Source organism: Pseudomonas sp. MWU347, from assembly GCF_017947305.1.
GTDB lineage: Bacteria > Pseudomonadota > Gammaproteobacteria > Pseudomonadales > Pseudomonadaceae > Aquipseudomonas > Aquipseudomonas putida_A.
In genome coordinates this window covers 599258-619446 of record NZ_JAFGZB010000002.1, presented here as the reverse complement: position 1 = coordinate 619446, position 20189 = coordinate 599258, and the positions used below count along the sequence as shown (strand labels likewise).

At 62.7% G+C, this 20189-nt stretch carries 16 protein-coding genes; 14 read left to right on the top strand and 2 right to left on the bottom strand.

Features of this window, described 5'->3' with window-relative positions; all coding sequences use genetic code 11:
- Positions 1–2 precede the first annotated feature (2 nt).
- From KCG87_RS06335 to KCG87_RS06315, 5 genes are read left to right on the top strand one after another with little or no spacing between them, the layout of a single operon-like run.
- The gene (locus tag KCG87_RS06335) at positions 3–6314 is read left to right on the top strand and encodes an Ig-like domain-containing protein (protein ID WP_246881665.1); all 6312 of its coding nucleotides are present in this window, start codon (positions 3–5) and stop codon (positions 6312–6314) included.
- A 46-nt stretch (positions 6315–6360) separates the two neighbouring features.
- Positions 6361–7878 (top strand): TolC family protein, encoded by a 1518-nt coding sequence (locus tag KCG87_RS06330; protein ID WP_134785133.1) that lies wholly within the window; start codon positions 6361–6363, stop codon positions 7876–7878.
- Positions 7862–8467, top strand: coding sequence for an adenylyl-sulfate kinase (cysC, locus tag KCG87_RS06325; protein ID WP_134785134.1), 606 nt, complete (start codon positions 7862–7864; stop codon positions 8465–8467). Before KCG87_RS06330 ends, cysC begins: the two co-directional genes overlap by 17 nt.
- Positions 8464–9249, top strand: coding sequence for an aspartyl/asparaginyl beta-hydroxylase domain-containing protein (locus KCG87_RS06320; protein ID WP_210556915.1), 786 nt, complete (start codon positions 8464–8466; stop codon positions 9247–9249). Before cysC ends, KCG87_RS06320 begins: the two co-directional genes overlap by 4 nt.
- Positions 9237–10217, top strand: a complete 981-nt coding sequence (locus KCG87_RS06315) for a sulfotransferase family protein (protein ID WP_134785136.1) — start codon at positions 9237–9239, stop codon at positions 10215–10217. The genes KCG87_RS06320 and KCG87_RS06315 overlap by 13 nt, the downstream gene beginning before the upstream one ends.
- On the opposite strand, the gene KCG87_RS06310 is transcribed toward KCG87_RS06315, so the two are convergent.
- Both KCG87_RS06310 and KCG87_RS06305 read right to left on the bottom strand, forming a co-directional pair.
- The gene (locus KCG87_RS06310; RefSeq protein ID WP_041070974.1) at positions 10183–10941 is read right to left on the bottom strand and encodes a slipin family protein; all 759 of its coding nucleotides are present in this window, start codon (positions 10939–10941) and stop codon (positions 10183–10185) included. The genes KCG87_RS06315 and KCG87_RS06310 overlap by 35 nt on opposite strands.
- Before the next feature lie 2 nt (positions 10942–10943).
- The gene (locus KCG87_RS06305; RefSeq protein ID WP_134785137.1) at positions 10944–11495 is read right to left on the bottom strand and encodes an NfeD family protein; all 552 of its coding nucleotides are present in this window, start codon (positions 11493–11495) and stop codon (positions 10944–10946) included.
- A gap of 154 nt (positions 11496–11649) precedes the next feature.
- Between KCG87_RS06305 and KCG87_RS06300 the strand changes: the two genes are divergently transcribed.
- From KCG87_RS06300 to KCG87_RS06260, 9 genes are all read left to right on the top strand, one after another.
- Complete coding sequence (locus KCG87_RS06300) at positions 11650–12111, top strand: YbaK/EbsC family protein (protein ID WP_202370914.1); 462 nt, start codon at positions 11650–11652, stop codon at positions 12109–12111.
- A 127-nt stretch (positions 12112–12238) separates the two neighbouring features.
- Positions 12239–12484 carry a DUF2789 domain-containing protein gene (locus tag KCG87_RS06295; protein ID WP_098966581.1) on the top strand — a complete coding sequence of 82 codons (246 nt, stop codon included), beginning with the start codon at positions 12239–12241 and terminating at the stop codon, positions 12482–12484.
- A gap of 158 nt (positions 12485–12642) precedes the next feature.
- Positions 12643–13071, top strand: a complete 429-nt coding sequence (locus tag KCG87_RS06290; RefSeq protein ID WP_007961473.1) for a MarR family transcriptional regulator — start codon at positions 12643–12645, stop codon at positions 13069–13071.
- Positions 13068–15131: an FUSC family protein gene (locus KCG87_RS06285; RefSeq protein ID WP_134785139.1), complete on the top strand. Its 2064-nt coding sequence runs from the start codon at positions 13068–13070 to the stop codon at positions 15129–15131. Before KCG87_RS06290 ends, KCG87_RS06285 begins: the two co-directional genes overlap by 4 nt.
- On the top strand, positions 15128–15337 hold the full coding sequence (locus KCG87_RS06280; RefSeq protein ID WP_098966584.1) for a DUF1656 domain-containing protein: 210 nt from the start codon (positions 15128–15130) through the stop codon (positions 15335–15337). The genes KCG87_RS06285 and KCG87_RS06280 overlap by 4 nt, the downstream gene beginning before the upstream one ends.
- Positions 15334–16221 carry an HlyD family secretion protein gene (locus KCG87_RS06275; RefSeq protein ID WP_041070994.1) on the top strand — a complete coding sequence of 296 codons (888 nt, stop codon included), beginning with the start codon at positions 15334–15336 and terminating at the stop codon, positions 16219–16221. Before KCG87_RS06280 ends, KCG87_RS06275 begins: the two co-directional genes overlap by 4 nt.
- Positions 16218–17660, top strand: a complete 1443-nt coding sequence (locus KCG87_RS06270) for a TolC family protein (RefSeq protein ID WP_210556912.1) — start codon at positions 16218–16220, stop codon at positions 17658–17660. The genes KCG87_RS06275 and KCG87_RS06270 overlap by 4 nt, the downstream gene beginning before the upstream one ends.
- A gap of 93 nt (positions 17661–17753) precedes the next feature.
- Positions 17754–18389, top strand: coding sequence for a hypothetical protein (locus tag KCG87_RS06265; protein ID WP_025113416.1), 636 nt, complete (start codon positions 17754–17756; stop codon positions 18387–18389).
- Between the two features lie 292 nt (positions 18390–18681).
- Positions 18682–20187 (top strand): YdgA family protein, encoded by a 1506-nt coding sequence (locus tag KCG87_RS06260; RefSeq protein ID WP_097086798.1) that lies wholly within the window; start codon positions 18682–18684, stop codon positions 20185–20187.
- The last annotated feature ends 2 nt before the right edge of the window (positions 20188–20189 follow it).

The window sequence follows — 20189 nt, the reverse complement described above, 5'->3', positions numbered from 1 at the left end:
GCATGCTGTTCGACGGCGCTGTCGCGGCCACCGTGGCCGATACCGCTGCGGCCCAGCCCGACAGCCACCCCACTGCCGATGCAGCGAAGGCGCCCACGGCCGATCATCCGTCGGTCAGCAAGGACACCCACGGCCAGGCCGATGCCACGCCGGCTGCCAGCCCTGTCGCCGTACCGGGCCAGAGCGTGGTGTTCGTCGATGCCCGGGTCAAGGATGCCGACAGCCTGCTCAAAGGCGTTGCTCCCGGCGCGCAGGTGGTCAAGCTCGATGCCAGCAAGGACGGCTTGCAGCAGATCGCTGATTACCTCGACCAGCATTCGGGTGTCAGCTCGGTGCAGATCATCGCTCACGGCAACGCCGGTGACCTGTGGCTCGGCAACAGCTATCTGTCGGCGGACAACGTCGCGCAACGCAGTGCGGTGCTGGCGGAAATCGGCAAGGACATGAACGTCGGCGGCGACATTCTCATTTACGGCTGCTACACCGCCGAAGGTGACCGCGGCCTGAGTTTCGTCGACTCGCTGGCACAATTGACCGGCCGCGATGTGGCCGCCTCGAACAACCGCACCGGGGTGGGCGGCGACTGGGATCTGGAAATCGCCACGGGCAGGATCGAGAGCGCCAACGTGCTGTCGACCCTGTCGATGAGCGAGTACCAGTGGGGCCTCGCCACCTGGACTGCCACCAACAATGCGAACACCGGGGTCGGCTCGCTGCGCGCAGCGCTGGCGTCGGCGCAGAACGGCGACATCGTGACCTTCAGCAGCGGCATGACGGTGCAGCTCACCTCGGAATTGCTGATCAACAAGAACATCACCGTTGATGGCGACCTGAACAACGACGGGGTGGCGGACGTCACCCTCGATGGCCAGTACCGGACGCGGGTGGTGGAAATCACCTCCAGCAGCACGGTGACACTCGATGGTCTGGTCATTACTCGCGGATTGGTCTCGGGCAATGGCGGAAATGGCGGCTATGGCGCAACCGGGGCCATGGGCGGGGGGATTTTCAACGCCGGCGTCCTGACCTTGAACAACGTTTCGGTCACCGGTAACGCGGCGGCCGGTGGTGGCGGTGGTGGGGGGGTCACGGGAGCCAACTACGGCGGCGGCGGTGGCGGTGGCGGCGGCCTCGGTGGTCAGGGCGGCGGCCATGGCGGTACGGCCGGGCCGGGCACCGGGACGTTGGGCGGCCAGGCCGGCAGTGGTGGCGTCGGTGGCTACGGCGGTGGCTACGACGCCACGCACATGGGCGGCCGCGGCGGCTCCACCGTCGGCGGTGCCGGCGGCGTGGGCGTGTCCTATTACAGCAACGGCGGCAATGGCGGCACCGCGAACAACGGCACCATTTCGATTGGCGGCGGCGGTGGCGGCTCCGGCTGGGACAAGGTGGGCGGCGTCGGCGGCAATGCGGCCGGCGGCATTTACAACGCCTCCACCGGCACCCTGAAAATTGTCGGCACCTCGGTCATCAGCAACAACCTCGGTGCGGGCGGTGGTGGCGGCGGTGGTAGCGGCCAGGGCAGCAACAACCTGAACGGCGGCGACGGCGGACGGGGTGTCGGTGCGATCTGGAACCAGGGCGGCACGGTACTGATCACCGCCGCCAACTTCAGCGCCATCAGCGGCAACGCGGCCGGCAGCGGCGCCGGCGGCGCAGAACTGGGCGGCGGCGTGACGGGCTCTGTACCGTTGGCCTTCGCGGCGATCTACAACAATGGCGGCACACTCAATACCGCTTATGTGGAACCACCCACCGCAACCATCGTGATGGCGGACACGGCGTTGAAAATCGGCGAAACCTCGCTGGTGACCATCACCTTCAGCCGCGCGGTCACCGGTTTCACCAACGCCGACCTGACCATTGCCAACGGTACGCTGACAGCGGTCAGCAGCAGCGACGGTGGCCTGACCTGGACCGCGACCTTCACTCCGACCAACAACATCACCGACGCCACCAACCTGATCACCCTCGATAACACCGGGGTCAATGCGATCAGCGACGGCGTGGCGGGCGTCGGCACGACCAGTTCCGTCAACTATGCGATCGATACCGCGCGGCCGACCGTGACCATCGTGATGGCCGACACGGCGTTGAAGATCGGCGACACGTCGCTGGTGACCTTTACCTTCAGCGAAGCGGTCACCGGTTTCACCAACGCCGATCTGACCATCGCCAACGGCACATTGTCGGCAGTCAGCAGCAGCGACGGTGGCATCATCTGGACCGGAACGTTCACCCCGACCGCCAGCATCACCGATACCACCAACCTGATCACTCTGGACAACACTGGTATCGCCGACCTCGCCGGCAACGCCGGCAGCGGCACGACTGATTCGGCCAACTACGTGATCGATACCGTGCGGCCAACCGCGACCATTTTCGTGGCCGACAGCAATCTGGCAGCGGGTGAAACCTCGCTGGTGACCATCACCTTCAGCGAAGCGGTCAGCGGCTTCACCACCGCCGACCTGACGGTGGCCAACGGCACCCTGAGCGGTCTGAGCAGCAGCGACGGCGGCATCACCTGGACCGCCACGCTCACCCCGACCACCAACATCACCGACACCACCAACCTGGTCACCCTGGACAACACCGGGGTCGTCGATCTGGCCGGCAATGCCGGCAGCGGCACCACCAATTCCAACAACTACGCCATCGACACTGCGCGGCCGACCGCGACCATCGTGGTGGCCGACAACAACCTGCGGATCGGCGAAACCTCGCTGGTGACCATCACCTTCAGCGAAGCCGTGACCGGCTTCACCAATGCCGACCTGACCATTGCCAACGGCACGATGTCGGCGCTCAGCAGCAGCGATGGCGGCATCACCTGGACGGCGACCTTCACGCCGACTGCCAGCATCACTGATGCGACCAATCTGATCACGCTGAACAATACCGGCATCGCTGACCTGAACGGCAACGCCGGCAGCGGCACCACCGACTCCAACAATTACGCCATCGACACCGTGCGCCCGACCGCGACCATCGTGGTGGCTGACAACGCTCTGAAAATCGGCGAAACCTCGCTGGTGACCATTACTTTCAGCGAAGCGGTGTCCGGTTTCACCAACGCCGACCTGACCATTGCCAACGGCACGCTGAGCGCAGTCAGCAGCAGCGACGGCGGCATCACCTGGACCGCGACGTTCACTCCGAGCGCCAGCGTCACCGATACCACCAACCTGATTACCCTGGACAACACCGGCATTGCCGACCTGGCGGGCAACGCCGGTAGCGGCACCACCGACTCCAACAACTACGCCATTGACACCCAGCGCCCGACCGCAACCATCGTGGTCGCCGACAGCAACCTTACGGCCGGCGAAACCTCGTTGGTGACCATCACGTTCAGCGAAGCGGTGAGCGGTTTCACCAACGCCGACCTGACCATCGCCAATGGCACGTTGACGGCGGTGAGTAGCAGCGATGGCGGCATCACCTGGACGGCAACATTCACGCCGAACGTGGGCATCAACGACGCAAGCAACCTGATCACGCTGGCCAATACCGGTATCGCCGACCTGGCGGGCAACGCCGGCAGCGGCACGACCAACTCCAACAACTACACCATCGACACCGTGGTGCCGACCGCGACCATCATCGTGGCGGACTCCAGTCTGAAGATCGGCGAGTCCTCACTGGTGACCATCACCTTCAGCGAAGCGGTGACCGGTTTCAGCAATGCCGACCTGACGATAGCCAACGGCACATTGTCGGCAGTCAGCAGCAGCGACGGTGGCATCACCTGGACAGCGACCTTCACGCCGACCAGCAACATCACCGACGCCACCAACCTGATCACCCTGGACAACGCTGGCGTACAGAACCTGTCGGGCAATGCCGGCAGCGGCACCACCGATTCCAACAATTACTCGATCGACACTCAGCGCCCGACCGCCACCATCGTGGTGGCTGACACCGCGCTCGGCGTCGGCCAGACCAGCCTGGTGACCATCACCTTCAGCGAAGCGGTGACCGGTTTCACCAACGCCGACCTGACCATCGCCAACGGCACGCTGAGTGCGGTGAGCAGTAGCGATGGCGGCCTCACCTGGACCGCGACGTTCACGCCGGCGGCGGGGATCACCGACACCACCAACCTGATTACCCTGGACAACACCGGCATCGCCGATCTGGCGGGCAACGTCGGCAGCGGTACCACCGATTCCAACAACTATGCGGTCGACAGTCAGCGTCCGACGGCGACCATTGTCATGACCGACAGCGATCTGCGTCCCGGTGAAACCGCGCAGGTGACCATCACCTTCAGTGAGGCCGTGACCGGATTCGACAACTCCGATCTGAGCGTCGCCAACGGCACCCTGAGCAATGTTTCGTCGAGCGACGGCGGCATTACCTGGACGGCCACGTTCACGCCGAACATCGGTATCACCGACCTCACCAACCTGATTGTCCTGAACAACACCGGCATCACCGACCTGGCCGGAAACACCGGCACCGGCACCACCAGTTCGGCCAATTATCAGATCCAGACTCAGGTGCCGACCGCCACCATCGTGGTTGCCGACACGTCGCTCAGGGCCGGGGAAACCTCGCTGGTGACCATCACCTTCAGCGAAGCGGTCAGCGGTTTTGACAACAGCGACCTGACCATCGCCAACGGCACGTTGAGCAATGTCAGCAGCAGCGACGGCGGTATCACCTGGACGGCCGCCTTCACGCCGACAGCCAATGTCACCGACGCCACCAACCTGATCACCCTGAACAATGCCGGGGTGGCCAACCTGTCGGGCAACAGCGGCATCGGTACCACCGATTCCAACAACTTCGCCATCGACACCGCGCTGCCGACCGCTACCATCGTGGTTGCCGACAACCGCCTGGGCATCGGTGAAACCACCACAGTGACCATCACCTTCAGCGAGGCGGTGAGCGGGTTTGACCTGTCGGACATCAGCGTCGCCAACGGTGCGCTGTCGAACCTGACCAGCAGCGACGGTGGCGTGACCTGGACGGCGACTTTCACCCCGACAGCCGGCGTCAATGACGCGACCAACCTGATTCTGATCGACACCGCCGGTGTTCAGGATCAGGCCGGCAATGCTGGGGCGAGTATCGCCATCTCCAACAACTACATCCTCGATGCAACCCGGCCGACGGTGGATATCGTGGTCGCCAATCCGCATCTGGGCATCGGCCAGACCACCACGGTGACCTTCACCTTCAGCGAGGCGGTGAGCAATTTCGACCTGTCCGACCTGAGCGTGACCAACGGCGACCTGAGCAATCTGACCAGCAGCGATGGCGGCAAGACCTGGACCGCGACGTTCACGCCGACCGCGAATGTCACCGACCCGAGCAATTTCATTGCGCTGGACACCAGCAACGTCAGCGACCTGGCGGGCAACGCCGGCAGCACGGTGGCGGTGTCGAACAACTACGCCCTCGACAGCGAACGGCCGACCGCCACGGTGGTGGTTGCCAATCCGAATCTGGGTGTGGGCCAGACCTCGCAGGTGACCATCAGCTTCAATGAGGCGGTGACCGGGTTTGATCTCAGTGACATCAATGTCGGCAACGGCACCCTGTCGAACCTGAGCAGCAACGACGGCGGCAAGACCTGGACCGCGACGCTGACCCCGGGCGCCAACATCAACAGCGCCAGTAATGCGATCAGCGTCAACAGCGCCGGGGTCAGTGACCTGTCCGGCAACAGCGGCAGCGGTGTCAGCAGCTCCAATAACTACGCGATCAATACCGTGCCGCCGGTTATTCCGCCAACGGTGCCGACTACGCCGATCAATGGGGTGATTCCCGATCCGCTGTCCCGCAGCAGCGATCCGGTCGCACCGCCGCCGGCCCCGGACGTGCCGTTGCAACCGTTTGTGTTTACGCCACCGACCGGCAATCTCGGCTCGCCGCTGACCTTCCCGCCGCTGTTCGAGCAGCGTGTACTGGGCGACGGCATCCGGCCGCTGGGGGACATTTTCATCAATCACGGTGCTCTGAGCCCGAGCTTCATCGCCCAGGTATTCAGCAGCAGCGACGGAAGCGGTGACGGCAGCGGGCACGGCTTCCTCGGTTTCGGTGGCGGTGATGGCGGAGTCTTCGCCAGCAGTACGCTGTCGAGCCTGTTCCACCAGAACGACGGCGCCGAGCGGGAGGCGCTGAACGCCTTCGACAGTCACTCGCTCAAGGCCGGTGACATTTCCCAAGGGCTGCGCGGGGTATTTGGCGCGCCGACCCTCGGGCAGCAATTGCAACAACTCAAGGACAGCGAGCAGCACCGGGTCGACGACCTGGCAGCGGCATTGCGCCAGGTCGGCATCAGCGAAATGCAGGCCTGAACACACAACTACTCAACACGGTGCGGCACCTAGGGGCGATCCAGGGATGAAGAAAAGTCAGAAGTTGTTCGGCGCCAGCCTGCTGGCGCTGGCGATCAGCGGATGTGCAGTGACCAGTGAACCGATCGAACGCAGCGTCAGTGAGCAGCGGGCCAAAACCGACCTGCAGAGCATGTACAAGGATCAGGAGCCGCTGCGTGGCCCGCTGACCCTGCATCAGGCCATGGCCCGCGCGGTGAAATACAACCTCGAAGGCCGTTTGAAAATCATGGAAGAAGCGTTGGCCAAGCGGCAGCTCGACCTCGCCAGTTTCGACATGCTGCCGCGCATGGCGCTGGACGCCGGTTACGTCGGGCGCAACAACGTCAACGCCTCCAGCAGCCAGAGCGTGCGCACCGGCACTCAGTCTCTGGAACCCTCGACCTCGCAGGACCGCGACCGCGATGTCGCCGACCTGACCATGGTCTGGAACGTCCTCGACTTCGGCGTCAGCTACATCAGCGCCAAGCAGCAGGGCGACCAGCGCCTGATCGTGCAGGAACGCCGGCGCAAGGTGATCAACACCATCGTTCAGGACGTGCGCTCAGCCTATTGGCGCGCGATGGCTGCCGAACGGTTGCTCAAGCAGATCGACAGCCTGATGGCCCGCGTCGACACCGCCCGGCGTGACAGCCAGAGCCTGAGCGATCAGCGCATCGGCGACCCGGTGCAGGCACTCGGTTACCAGCGTTCGCTGATCGAAGCCACGCGGCAACTGGAAGAACAGCGCCGCGCCCTGTCGCTGGCGAAAACCGAATTGGCAACGCTGATCAACCTGCCGCTGGGCACCAACCTGACGCTGGCGACCGATGACGGTTATCAGATTCCCGAACTCAAGGTCGCCATGGCCAAACTCGAGCAGGAAGCCCTGACCAGCCGCCCGGAACTGCGCGAGCAGGATTATCAGAGCCGCATCAGCGCCGCCGAAACCCGCAAGGCGATGTTGCGCCTGCTGCCGGGTCTGGAGTTTTCCGCCGGCGGGCATTATGACAGCAACTCGTTCCTCGTCGAACAGGGTTGGGCCGACTACGGCGTGAAAGTCACCTGGAACCTGTTCAACGTGATTTCCGCTCCGGCGGCCATCGACGTCGCCAAGGCGGGTGAGGAAGTCGCCGCCGCCCGGCGGCAGGCGATGTCGATCGCGGTGCTGGCGCAGCTGTATGTGGCGAACGCCAACTATCAGGAGGCGCTGCGGCAGTTCAAGACCAATCAGCAACTGTCGGACATCGACGGGCAGATCGTCGGCCAATTGCGCAATCGGCATCAGGCCGCCGGTATCGGTGAACTTGAACTGATTCAGGGCGAGCTGAACAACCTGCAAGCCGACCTGCGCCGTGACTTGTCGTATGCCGATCTGCGCAACGCCTATGGACAGATCTTCGCCAGCGCTGGTCTCGACCCGCTGCCGGATCAGGTGCAGTCCACCGAAGTGCAGTCGATCGCCACGGCGTTGGCCAACCGCGAGTCCGCGTGGGCGTCGGGGGATATCTCGGTGCCTGTGGTGGCGCATGCCGCTGCCCGATAATCTGCTGGCGCCTGTCGCCAGCGTCAGCCGCTCGCAACGCGAAGCCCGCAACGGCCATCGCGGTGCGGCGATTTTGTTGACTGGCCTGCCGGCGGCGGGCAAATCGACGCTGGCTCAGGCGTTGCACGCCGAGCTATTCGCCCGTGGATTGCACAGCGTGGTGCTCGATGGCGACGGCTTGCGGGTCGGGCTCAACCGCGATCTGGGGTTCAGCGACGCCGATCGCCTGGAGAACATTCGCCGTGCCAGCGAGCTGGCAGCGCTGCTGGTGGAGAACGGGCAGATCGTGATTCTGGCGATGATCGCGCCGTTGCTGGAGCTGCGCGAAGTGTTCGCTCGGCGTTTGGCTGCGGACTATCGCGAGGTCTGGTGCAGCGCGTCGTTGGCGGTGTGCGAGCAGCGTGATCCGAAGGGGCATTACGCCCGCGCACGGCGTGGCGAAATGGCCGGTTTCACCGGGGTTTCGGCACCGTACGAGCCGCCCGCGCAGCCCTCGCTGGTGCTCGACACCGGCGTGCAGACTGTGGAGGCCTGTCTGGATCGGCTGCTGACCTGGCTTGGCGAATGCGCGGTGTTGCCCAAAGCATGAGCCGCCCGGTCTGTTCGCGTCTGCCGGTGGCGGTGGACTTGCCGCTGCTGTTGCAGGCGCTGCAGGCGATTGCCGAAGATGCATGGCATGGCCACTTCAACACGGATTACTTCACGGGCGACTGGAGCGGTGTGGCACTGATTTCGGCCGCCGATGCGCTGACCGAGTTATCGCCCGGGCGCGGAGAAACGCTGCAGCGCACGCCTTGGCTGTGCGATGAACGCTGGCGGTTGGGGCTGCGCGGTCTGACGCTGGATATCGTCTGTGTGCGCTTGTTGCGACTGGGGCCGGGCGGGCGAATTCACGAGCATCGTGATTACGACCTGGAAGGGCCGGATGCCGATCTGCGCCTGCATATTCCGTTGCTCAGCCCACCTGCAGTGGATTTCTGGCTCGATGATCAACGGGTGCTGATGGCGGCGGGGGAGTGCTGGTTTCTCGATCTTGCTCGTGCGCATCGGGTGGATAATTTCGATACCTGCGCGCGGATTCATCTGGTGCTCGACTGCCGGCCCGGGGCCTGGCTCAAGCAGAAGATCGCCGAAGGTTTGCGCGACACTCCTGCAACTCAACCGGCCGATTCGGCGTTACAGCAATTCCAGCGACGGGTTGCAGGTGACGCAGCGTTGGCGGCGACTCTGCAGCACATGGCGGAGCCTGAGTTGTTCATCGAGCGCACTCTGGAGCTGGCCGCCGAACACGGCTTGCCATTCTCCCGCGAAGAACTGCGCGCCGCGATGCGCAGCGGTCGTCGGCAATGGAACGAACAATGGAGCGGCTGAATCTGCACGGTTGGTTGCCGATCCGGATCTGGCCGCTGGCGGGGCAGTGGCAAGTCGACTGGTGCTGGTTTGGTGAAACGCCACTGCATCAGCCTTTTTTTCGTGACGCCGTCGAAGAGGCGCTGCGGTTGCCGTTCAATCAGGCTTTTCGCCGGCAGACATCGCTGTCGGTGCTGACCGAGTGGCAAGCGCAAAGCCCGGGGTTGGCGCCGAGTGCCTTTATCCTGCACGCCTCGCGTTGCGGTTCGACGTTGATCAGCCAGATGCTCGCGCGGCTCGATGACCATATTGTGGTCTCGGAGCCACCGCCGCTTGATGCGCTTTTGCGAGGTGAGCTGCCCGAAGTCGAGCGGCGTGCAGCGATCCGTGGATTGCTCTCGGCCTACGGTCAACGTCGACGCGGTGTCGAGCAGCGACTGGTGATCAAGCTCGACGCCTGGAACATCGGCGAGTGGCCGCTGTTGCAGGCATGCTTTCCCGATACGCCATGGTTGTTCGTGTACCGCGATCCGCTGGAAATCGCCGTGTCGCACGTGCGCCGTCCGGGGATGCACATGGTGCCGGGGATGCTTGGGAACTGTGTGCTCGACGATGGTTTGCCGTTTACCGGCAGTGAAGACTTCATCGCACGACGGCTTGGTCGCTTGCTGGCGTCGGCTTATCTGCACTGCCGTGAGGGTGATGGACTGCTGGTGAACTACAGCGAATTGCCCGAGGCCATGGCCGGCCGATTGGCGAATTTTTTCCGCTTGAATGCCGAGCAGCGGCAGCAGGTGTTGGCGGCGACGGTGCAGCACGCCAAGCAGCCGTCCCAGCGTTTTGTCGCTGATGGCGAAGACAAGCGCCGCGAGGCTTCGCCGTGGTTGCGCGAACGGGTTCGGCAATGTGCCCAGGATGCCTTTGTGAATCTTGAGTTGCTGCGATCTTTTGCTGTCAGGTTTTTCCCGACAGATCCGCCATCCCCTTGAGCAACTCGATCGGCAACGGAAAGACAATCGTCGAGCTCTTGTCACCGGCAATCGAACTCAGCGTCTGCATGTAACGCAATTGCATGGCACCGGGCTGGCGGCCGAGCATTTCGGCGGCTTGCATGAGTTTTTCCGAGGCCTGCAGTTCGCCTTCGGCGTGGATCACCTTGGCCCGGCGTTCGCGTTCGGCTTCGGCCTGTTTGGCAATCGCACGCACCATCGATTCGTTGAGGTCGACGTGCTTGATCTCGACGTTGGCGACCTTGATGCCCCAGGCATCGGTCTGGGCGTCGAGCACCTGCTGGATGTCGATGTTCAACTGCTCGCGCTCGGCCAGCAGTTCATCCAGCTCATGTTTGCCGAGCACTGCGCGCAGGGTGGTCTGCGCCAGTTGGCTGGTGGCCGAAAGAAAATCTTCGACCTGAATGATCGCCTTCTGCGGATCGAGTACCCGGAAGTACAGCACCGCGTTGACCTTCACCGAGACGTTGTCGCGGGTGATCACATCCTGTGGCGGCACGTCGAGGACCACGGTGCGCAGGTCGACCCGGACCATTTGCTGCACCACCGGAATCAGCAGGATCAGCCCCGGGCCCTTGACCTGCCAGAAGCGTCCGAGCTGGAACACCACGCCGCGCTCGTACTCACGCAGGATGCGGAAGGTCGACCCGGCGAGGGCGATCACCAACAGCAGCAGTGCAACGAAACCGATTTGCAGACCCATGATCACTCTCCGTGTCGCACCGCATCAGTCGCGGCGACTTTCAGCAGTAAGCCTTTACGCCCGACCACGCGTACCGATTGTCCGGTGTGCAGCGGTGTCGTGCTGTGCACTTGCCAGTGTTCACCCTGCAATTGCACCCAACCGTTGTGGGCGTTTTGCGCTTGCACGGTGGTCACCGCCGTCACGCTGCCGACCAGCCCGGCATCGCCGCTGACGGCGTGGCGCGGGCGGGTTTTCAAGGCGCGGACGATCAATGCGATCAGCAGCAGAGCGCTGAGCAGGCCGAGGCCGATAATCATCGGTACCGGCAAATCGGCATTGCTCAGAATCAGCGCGCCGATGACGAACATGATGATTCCGCCCAGGCCGATCACCCCGTAGTTGGGCAGCGCGGCTTCGGCAATCAGAAAGGCAATCCCGAGGGTGATCAGCCACAGGCCGACCGGATTGACCGCCGTCGGCAGGACATCAGCCGCGAGGGCCGAGCCGCTGGCCAGCAGTATCAGGAAAAACGTGCAACATCGGCTGTTCACGTGACCCTCCGGGAGAGTCATGGGGGTGTTTCCTTAAGTCTAGTTGAGCCTGACGTCGGATGAATTTTGATCAATAAGCGGATGTGTCCAATGAGCGGATTTCCCTTCATCAGCAACTGGCCGAACTAGACTCAGCAGAACAGGCACAACGTTCAGCGGGACACCGAGGTGCAGCATGCGTATGGCAAAAAAAGTGCAGAGCAGCCTGAACCGGGCGCATTGCGAATATGACATCGTGGCCCACCGCCACTCGGCCAGCAGCCTGGAAACCGCGCGGGTTTCCGGGGTGCCCGCCGAACGCGTGGCCAAGTCGGTCATTCTCGACGACCATCACGGGCATTACCTGATGGCCGTGCTGCCGGCCAGCCGGCACCTGGACTTGAGTAAAGTGCGCATTCGCGGCGAATGGCAGATCACCCGGGAGAGCAACCTGGCGCATATCTTCGATGACTGCGAACGCGGTGCGGTGCCGCCGCTCGGTGATTCCTACGGGCTGGACATGGTCATCGATCCGTTGCTGACCCGGCAGAAAGACATTTACCTGGAAGCCGGCAACCACAACTACCTGCTGCACATGAGCATGCCCGAGTTTCTGAAAATGGTGCCGCATGCGCAGGTGCAGGAGTTGAGTCATTAGGTTTTGTGGTGCGGCCACTGACGCCTTCGCGAGCAAGCCCGCTCCCACAGGTTGACCGCAATCCCCTGTGGGAGCGGGCTTGCTCGCGAATAATCGCCCATCCACCGCATTCCTTAAGGAGTCCTCCATGGAGCAGCCCACCCACAGCCTCCCATCCCTGTTCAAGCAACTGGGACTGGACAGCGACCCGACTGGCATCGAGCAATTCATCGCCACCCATTCACCACTCAAACCCGAATTGCACCTCGCAGACGCGTTTTTCTGGAGCAAAAGCCAGGCGGATTTTTTGCGCGGCGAGATTCTTGATGATGCGGATTGGGCGGAGGTGGTGGATCAGTTGAATGTGTTGTTGCGCAATGGGCGGGAGGGATAACCATTATTTTGCGAACGGCCACATCTGTTTACGGTGCGCACGACCAACGGGCAGATTTGTTTCAAAACTTGACTGAAATTCCCCGCCAATGCGATATTGATAGTTAGCAAACTAACAGTGTGCATTTTCCCGTGCCGAATTCCCTCGACGCTCTTCAGATGAACATCAGCAGTGCCATGGTGGTGGCCGCCAGGCATTGGCGGAAGATCTGCCAGACCACGCTGGTCAACTATGGAATCTCCGAAGCCTGCGCCGTGCCGTTGTTGATGATCGGACGGCTGGGCGAGGGTGTGCGTCAGGTGCAGGTGGCGCAGGCGGCCGGGATGGAGAGTCCGTCGCTGGTGCGCCTGCTCGATCAGTTGTGCCACGCCGGCTACGTCTGCCGCACCGAAGATGCGCAGGATCGTCGGGCCAAGTGCCTGAGCCTGACCGACACCGGCCGTGAACTGGTGCAAGCGGTGGAGATCGAACTGGTGCGTCTGCGTCATGAAGTGCTCGAAGGCATCGACCAGAGTGATCTGGAGGCTACGCTTCGGGTACTGCGAGCTTTTGAGGCGGCCAATCCGCCTGTGGTGATCAATTCTTGAACGGTTTTTTCTCTGGCATCCCGCCTGCCCGCGACTGGTTCTACGGGGTCCGTACCTTTGCAGCGTCGATGATCGCGCTGTACATCGCCTTGCTCATGCAAATGCCGCGTCCGTACTGGGCGATGGCCACGGTGTACATCGTTTCCAGCCCGTTTCTCGGCCCGACCAGTTCCAAGGCGCTGTACCGCGCCATCGGCACCTTTCTCGGCGCGGCGGCGGCAGTGCTGTTCGTGCCGATGTTCGTGCAGAGTCCGTACGTGTTGGTGGTGGTGATTGCCCTGTGGACGGGGATTTTGCTGTTCCTGTCGCTGCACCTGCGTACCGCCAATAACTACGCGCTGATGCTGGCCGGCTACACCTTGCCGCTGATTGCCTTGCCGACCGTGGATAACCCGCTGGCGGTGTGGGACGTGGCGGAGGCGCGCACCGAAGAGATTTTTCTCGGCATCGCTGTGGCGGCGGTGGTCGGCGCGATGTTCTGGCCGCGTCGCTTGGCGCCGGTGTTCAACGACGCGGTGGGCAAGTGGTTCGCTGACGCCACCACCTACAGCCTGAAGTTTCTCAGCCGCGACGTGCAGCCTGAACAGATCGCCGCGCTGCGCATGGCCATGGTCGCCAATTTCAACAGCCTCGAATTGATGATCGGCCAGTTGCCCCACGAAGGCGCTCGACCGCAAACCGTGCGCAACACCAAGGAGCTGCGCGGGCGGATGATCCACCTGTTGCCGGTGATCGACGCGCTGGAAGACTCGCTCTATGCCCTTGAGCGACGCACACCGGAACTGGTGGAAAAGTTTGCCCCACTGCTGACCGCGACCCAGCAATGGCTCGGCCATAACGACGCCGATCTCGAACGGTGGCAGGCGCTCAAGGATCAACTCCAGGCCCTGCAACCAAGCTGCGAGGCGCTGGACGATCGCAAGCAATTGCTGTTCTCCAACGCGATTTATCGCCTCGGCGAATTCATCGATCTGTGGCAGGACTGCCGCAGTTTGCAGGACGCGATTCTCTGCGAGCGCCAGGACAGCTGGCGCGCGGTGTACCGGCACTGGCGCCTCGGGCGGCTGACGCCATTTCTCGACCGCGGGATGATGCTGTATTCGGTGGCCTCGACCGTTCTGGCGATCATCGTCGCTTCGGTGCTGTGGATTCTGCTCGGCTGGCCGGACGGTGGCAGTGCGGTGATTCTGGCGGCGGTAGCGTGCAGTTTCTTCGCCTCGATGGACGACCCGGCACCGCAGATCTACCGGTTCTTTTTCTGGACCGGGATGTCGGTGCTGTTCGCCAGCCTTTACCTGTTTCTGATTCTGCCGAACCTGCACGATTTCCCGATGCTGGTACTGGCGTTTGCGGTTCCGTTCATCTGTGTCGGCACCCTGACGGTGCAGCCACGCTTCTTCCTCGGCATGCTCCTGACGCTGGTCAACACCTCGTCGTTCATCAGCATTCAGGGCGCTTACGACGCGGACTTCTTCGCCTTCGTGAACTCCAACCTGGCCGGCCCTCTGGGCCTGCTGTTCGCGTTTATCTGGACCCTGATCGCCCGCCCGTTCGGCGTCGAGCTGGCCGCCAAACGTCTGACCCGCTTCAGCTGGAAAGACATCGTGCGCATGACCGAGCCGGCCAATCTGGCCGAACATCGGCATCTGGGCGTGCAGTTGCTCGATCGTCTGATGCAGCACTTGCCGCGTCTGGCCATGACCGGCCAGGACACCGGGATTGCCATGCGTGAAGTGCGCGTGGGCCTGAACCTGCTCGATCTGCTGGCTTACACGCCACGGGTCAGCGGCGCGCCGAAGGCCCTGCTGCAGCAAGTGGTGGCTGAGGTCGGCGAGTATTTCCGCGCGTGTCTGAAGGCCGGCGAACGCTTGCCGGCGCCGAGTCCGTTGCTGATGACCATGGACCGCGCGCGCCGCGCGCTCAAAGGCCACGGCGACGAAGAAACCCGGCTAAACCTGTTGCATGCCTTGAGCGGTTTGCGCCTGGCGCTGCTGCCCGGCGTGGAATTCGTCAGCACGAGCGATGCCGAAGAACCGCTGCCCGATGGAGCGCCCCTATGATCGGTGATCTGGATATCAGCGGGATTTTCCTGCCGACCCTGCTGGTGTTGATGGGCATCACCTATGTGTTGTTTCTGCTGGTGCATGGCGTGCTCACGCGCCTGCACTTTTACCGTCTGGTCTGGCACCGGGCATTGTTCAACGTGGCCCTCTACGCCGTGATGCTGTACGGCGTGGACTCACTCAGTCGATACCTGATGACATGAAAAAACCGTTTCTGACTATCGGTCGCGTGGTACTGACCCTGCTGATCGTGACTTTTGCCGTCGTCCTCGTCTGGCGCATGGTGATGTATTACATGTTTGCGCCGTGGACCCGCGACGGCCACATTCGTGCCGACATCATCCAGATCGCTCCGGACGTGTCCGGGCTGATCCAGCAGGTCGAGGTCAAGGACAACCAGTTGATCAAACGTGGTCAGGTGTTGTTCAGCATCGATCAGGACCGCTTCAAACTGGCCCTGCGTCAGGCTAAAGCGGCGGTTGCCGATCGCGAGGAAACCCTGGCTCAAGCCCAGCGCGAAGCCAAGCGTAACCGTGGCCTGGGCAACCTGGTGCCGGCCGAACAGCTGGAAGAAAGCCAGTCGAAAGTCGCCCGGGCGCAATCGGCGCTGGCCGAAGCGCTGGTGACGGTGGACAGCGCGCAGCTCAACCTCGACCGTTCGGTGATCCGCAGCCCGGTGGACGGCTACGTCAACGACCGCGCGCCGCGTGTGCAGGAATTCGTCACCGCCGGGCGGCCGGTGCTGTCGGTGGTCGACAGCAACTCGTTCCACATCGACGGTTATTTCGAAGAAACCAAACTCGACGGCATTCATGTCGGGCAGTCGGTGGACATCCGCGTGATCGGCGACAAGGCCAGGCTGCGCGGGCATGTCGAAAGCATCGTCGCCGGTATCGAAGACCGCGACCGCACCAGCGGCAACAACCTGCTGCCCAACGTCAACCCGGCGTTCAGCTGGGTGCGCCTGGCACAACGGATTCCGGTGCGTATCGCCTTTGACGAAGTGCCGGAAGACTTCCGCATGATCGCCGGGCGGACCGCCACCGTGTCGATCATCGACGACAAAACACAGGAGCCCGCGCAATGAACAAGGCCCTGATGATCGCCGGGTTGGGCATGATGCTCTCGGCCTGTCAGATGGTCGGGCCGGACTATCAGCTGCCCGCTGACGCGGCGGTGCAGCGCAAGGACTTTCAGGGCGAACTGGCGGTGGAGGGCAAACCGGTGGTGTCAGCGCCGGTACCGGCTGACTGGTGGCGACTGTATAAGGACCCGCGTCTGGATCAACTGGTGCAGCAGGCCATGGCGTCCAACACGGATTTGCGCGTAGCGGCGGCGAACCTTCAACGGGCTCGCGCGCAAGTCGATGAGGCCGAAGCGGCGGGTGGCTGGAGCGCAGGCGTAAAGATGGGCGCCCAGCGTTTGCAGGAATCCGGTCAGGCGTTCTTGCTGCCGGAAAAAGTCCCGGTCGACAACGTCGGCGATATTGGCATCAGCGCGTCTTATCAGTTCGATCTGTGGGGCACCCTGCAACGCGGTATCGAAGGCGCGAAGGCTAACGCCGATGCGACTCAAGCAGCGGCTGACACCGCACGCATCACTTTGGTGGCCGATGTGGTTCGCGCCTACACCCAAGTGTGCGCGGCCAACGAAGAGCGGGAAATTGCCCAGCATTCCCTCGATCTGCAATCGCAGAGCACCACGCTGATCCAGCGCCTGCGCGATGCCGGGCGTGGTGATGAGACCCAAGTCACCCGTTCGCAAACCCAATTCAAGTCGTTGCGCGCCGACCTGCCGCGCTATGAGGCAGCGCGTCAGGCCGGGTTGTTCCGCCTGTCGATGCTGCTGGCCAAACCGGTCGAGCAATTGCCGGCCGGTACCGCCACTTGTGCCGAACTGCCGAAAATTGCCCAACTGGTGCCGGTGGGCGACGGTGCGGCGCTGCTCAAGCGTCGTCCCGATATCCGTCAGGCGGAACGTCGCTTGGCGGCCTCGACAGCGGGCATCGGCGTCGCCACGGGCGAGCTGTATCCGGACATCAGCATCGGCGCGACCATCGGCACCGTCGGTCTTATTGACGACTTGGGCGATCCGTCGACCAACCGCTGGGGCTTCGGCCCGTCGTTGAGTTGGAAGGTGCCGACCAACGGCGCCCGTGCGCGGATCCGTGAAGCCGAGGCCAACACCCAGGCCGCACTGGCGCATTTCGACGGCGTGGTGCTCAACGCCATCCGCGAAACCCAGACCGGTCTGGCCCAATACAGCGCGCTGCTGCAACGCCGCGACGCCCTGGCCGATGCCGAGCAGTCGGCGAAACTGGCGGCGGACCAGACCCACCGCTTCTTCCAGGCCGGGCGCGAGTCGTTCCTCGCCGACCTGCAGGCGACCCGCACCTACACCGACGTCACCGCGCAACTGGCCGCCGCCAACACCCAGGTCGCCATGAGCCAGATCGATTTGTTCCTCGCCCTCGGTGGCGGTTGGGAAAGCGGACGAACGCAAGCCTCGAGCGCCAGCAAACCCTGAAGCCGTTGCTATGCTTTGAAGTGTTGAAGGGGTGCCACGTGCAACGCACCCTTTCAGCGCACATTGCTAGCGCTGGTCTAGGGGAAACCAATAATGAAAAACCCTTACGCTCTCGGCTTCTGGTGCGCCCTTGTAGCGCTGGTGCTGCTATCGGCCACCTATTTCTACGGCATCATGCTGGCCCATCAGATCGACAAGGCCATGGTCTTCCTCGACAGCGCCACCGCGTTGATCGCGGTGATGGCAATCGTGGTGGTGGCCTGGGCGTCGATCCAGGTGCAGCGGGTCAAGAAAAGACAACTTGAACAAGGCAAGACCCTGGTGCTGATCTGGGACACCAAAGTCGCCCTGCGTCGGGTCGAAACCGTGTTCGACCGCTACTTCTGGGGCAGCTACTGGCAACCGGGACGCACCTTCGCCGAAGTCATGGGCGAACTCACCGGCACGCCGCTGGAAAAAAGCCTCGAAGCCTTGAAAAAACAGTGCCTGGAACTCGACAAGCAGATTGCCGACGAAGGCTGGCACTGGCTCAACAATGCCCGCGAGCTGTCGGATGTCGCCACGGCCATGGCCCGCGAGCGCTATCAGCTGGATTTCTGTGACCCCCGGGCGGATGGGCCGGGCGGGGCGGTGATCGATCGCGACTTTGAAGTGCTGGTCTACACTTGGACGGCGCGGTTGAAGAGCTTCGATCATCAACTCGATGAGATCGAGGTTCAGTATTCCTGAGCTTCTGGGAATCCAGTGGCCCTATCGCGAGCAGGCTCACTCCTACAGGGGAACGCATTTCAATTGTAGGAGTGAGCCTGCTCGCGATAGCGTCCTCAAAAACACTGCAACTCTCCCCGCCTGTCAGCTGTCCACACTCCCCATAGACACTCTTTAACCTTTAAACATTGGGCCGCCTCGCGCTGCCAGTGCTAATCTCCACCGCTAATTTCAGCGGAGTCGAGCCGCGACCCGGTCACGGGTTCAGGGAAGACGACGACACTTACAGCCACGGACATTGATCAGGTCATTCATGAATAAATCAGCAGGCGTGCTTCTCGGGATTGTTGTTGCCATCGGTGCGATCAGCGCCGGCGGGGCCTGGTATACCGGGACCAAGATTGAAGGCGTACTGAACAACGCCGTCAGCAACGCCAACAAAGAGCTGCAGACCGCGATGGCCGGCTCCAATGGCACCGCGTCGCTGGAGCTGGTGTCGCTGGAGCGTCACACTTTCACCAGCACCGCGCACTACCGTCTCAAGGGCGAGGGCGAGATGTTCGGCGACCAGCCGGTCGAGCTGCTGTTTGTCGACCACATCGAGCACGGCCCACTGCCGTTCTCGCGCCTGGTGTCGCTGAAGTGGCTGCCGGTCATGGCCACCAGCAATTACGAGCTGGAAAAGAGCCCGGCCACCGAAAAATGGTTTGCCGCCACCAAGGGCGCCGCGCCGCTTAAAGGTGTGACCAACATCGGCTACGACGAATCCACCACCAGCAGCCTCGAGTTGCTGCCGCTGGAAACCGCGCTGGACGAGCAGTCGAGCCTGAAATTCTCCGGCCTGACCATGAACATCTCCGCCAGTGCCCAGGCGCAGAAGGTCAAGGCTGACGGCTACATGGACAACCTGAAACTGGTCACCGTGTCGCAGGATCAGGCGCCGGTGCAGGTCGAACTCAACGGTCTGACCCTGGCCAGCAACCTTACCAAGAGCAGCTACGGCTACTACACCGGGGAAAACACCCTGGAGCTGACCAACAGCAAAACCACTTTCGGTCCCAAGCAGTCGGTACTCGGCGTGAAGAACTTCGAAATGAAGAACCTCACTGAAGAGAGCGGCAGCAATGCCTCGGGCCGCGCTGATTACAAGGTGGGTGAAGTCACCCTCAACGACAAGAAAATCGGTTCGGCCAACATGGCCATGAGCCTGAAGAACCTCGACATCCCGTCGACCATGTCGCTGATGCAGATCTACCAGACCAAATTGCAGCCGTACGAGAAGGAAGCGGCGGCCGCTGCCGAAGCCGGCCTGCCGGCACCGGAACTGAACCTGACCGAAGCCGAGTCGGCACAGGTCAAGGCTGACCTGCAGAAACTGCTGGCCGCCAGTCCACAGATCGCGCTGGAAAACCTGTCGCTGAAAACCGCCAACGGTGAAAGCCGCGCCAGCCTGGTGATTGATCTGACCAAGCCACAGTCGATGGATCTGCCGCCGGATCAACTGGGTAAACAGTTGGTCGCGCTGCTGGACCTGAACATTCAGGTGTCCAAGCCGATGCTGATCGATCTGCTCAGCGTGCAGGCGCAGCTCGACGGTCAGACTGACGCCAAAGCCATCGTCGACCAGGCGAGCGCCGGTGCCGACATGTTCTCCGGCATGGCCGTCGGTTCGCAGTTGGCGACCGTCGATGGCACCAATGTCGTGACCAAGCTGCATTACGCTGCCAATCAGGTGGAGTTCAACGGCCAGAAGATGACCGTTGAGCAGTTCGTCGGCTTCCTGATGAGCAAGTTCGCTGGCGTCACGCAAGTGCAGTAATC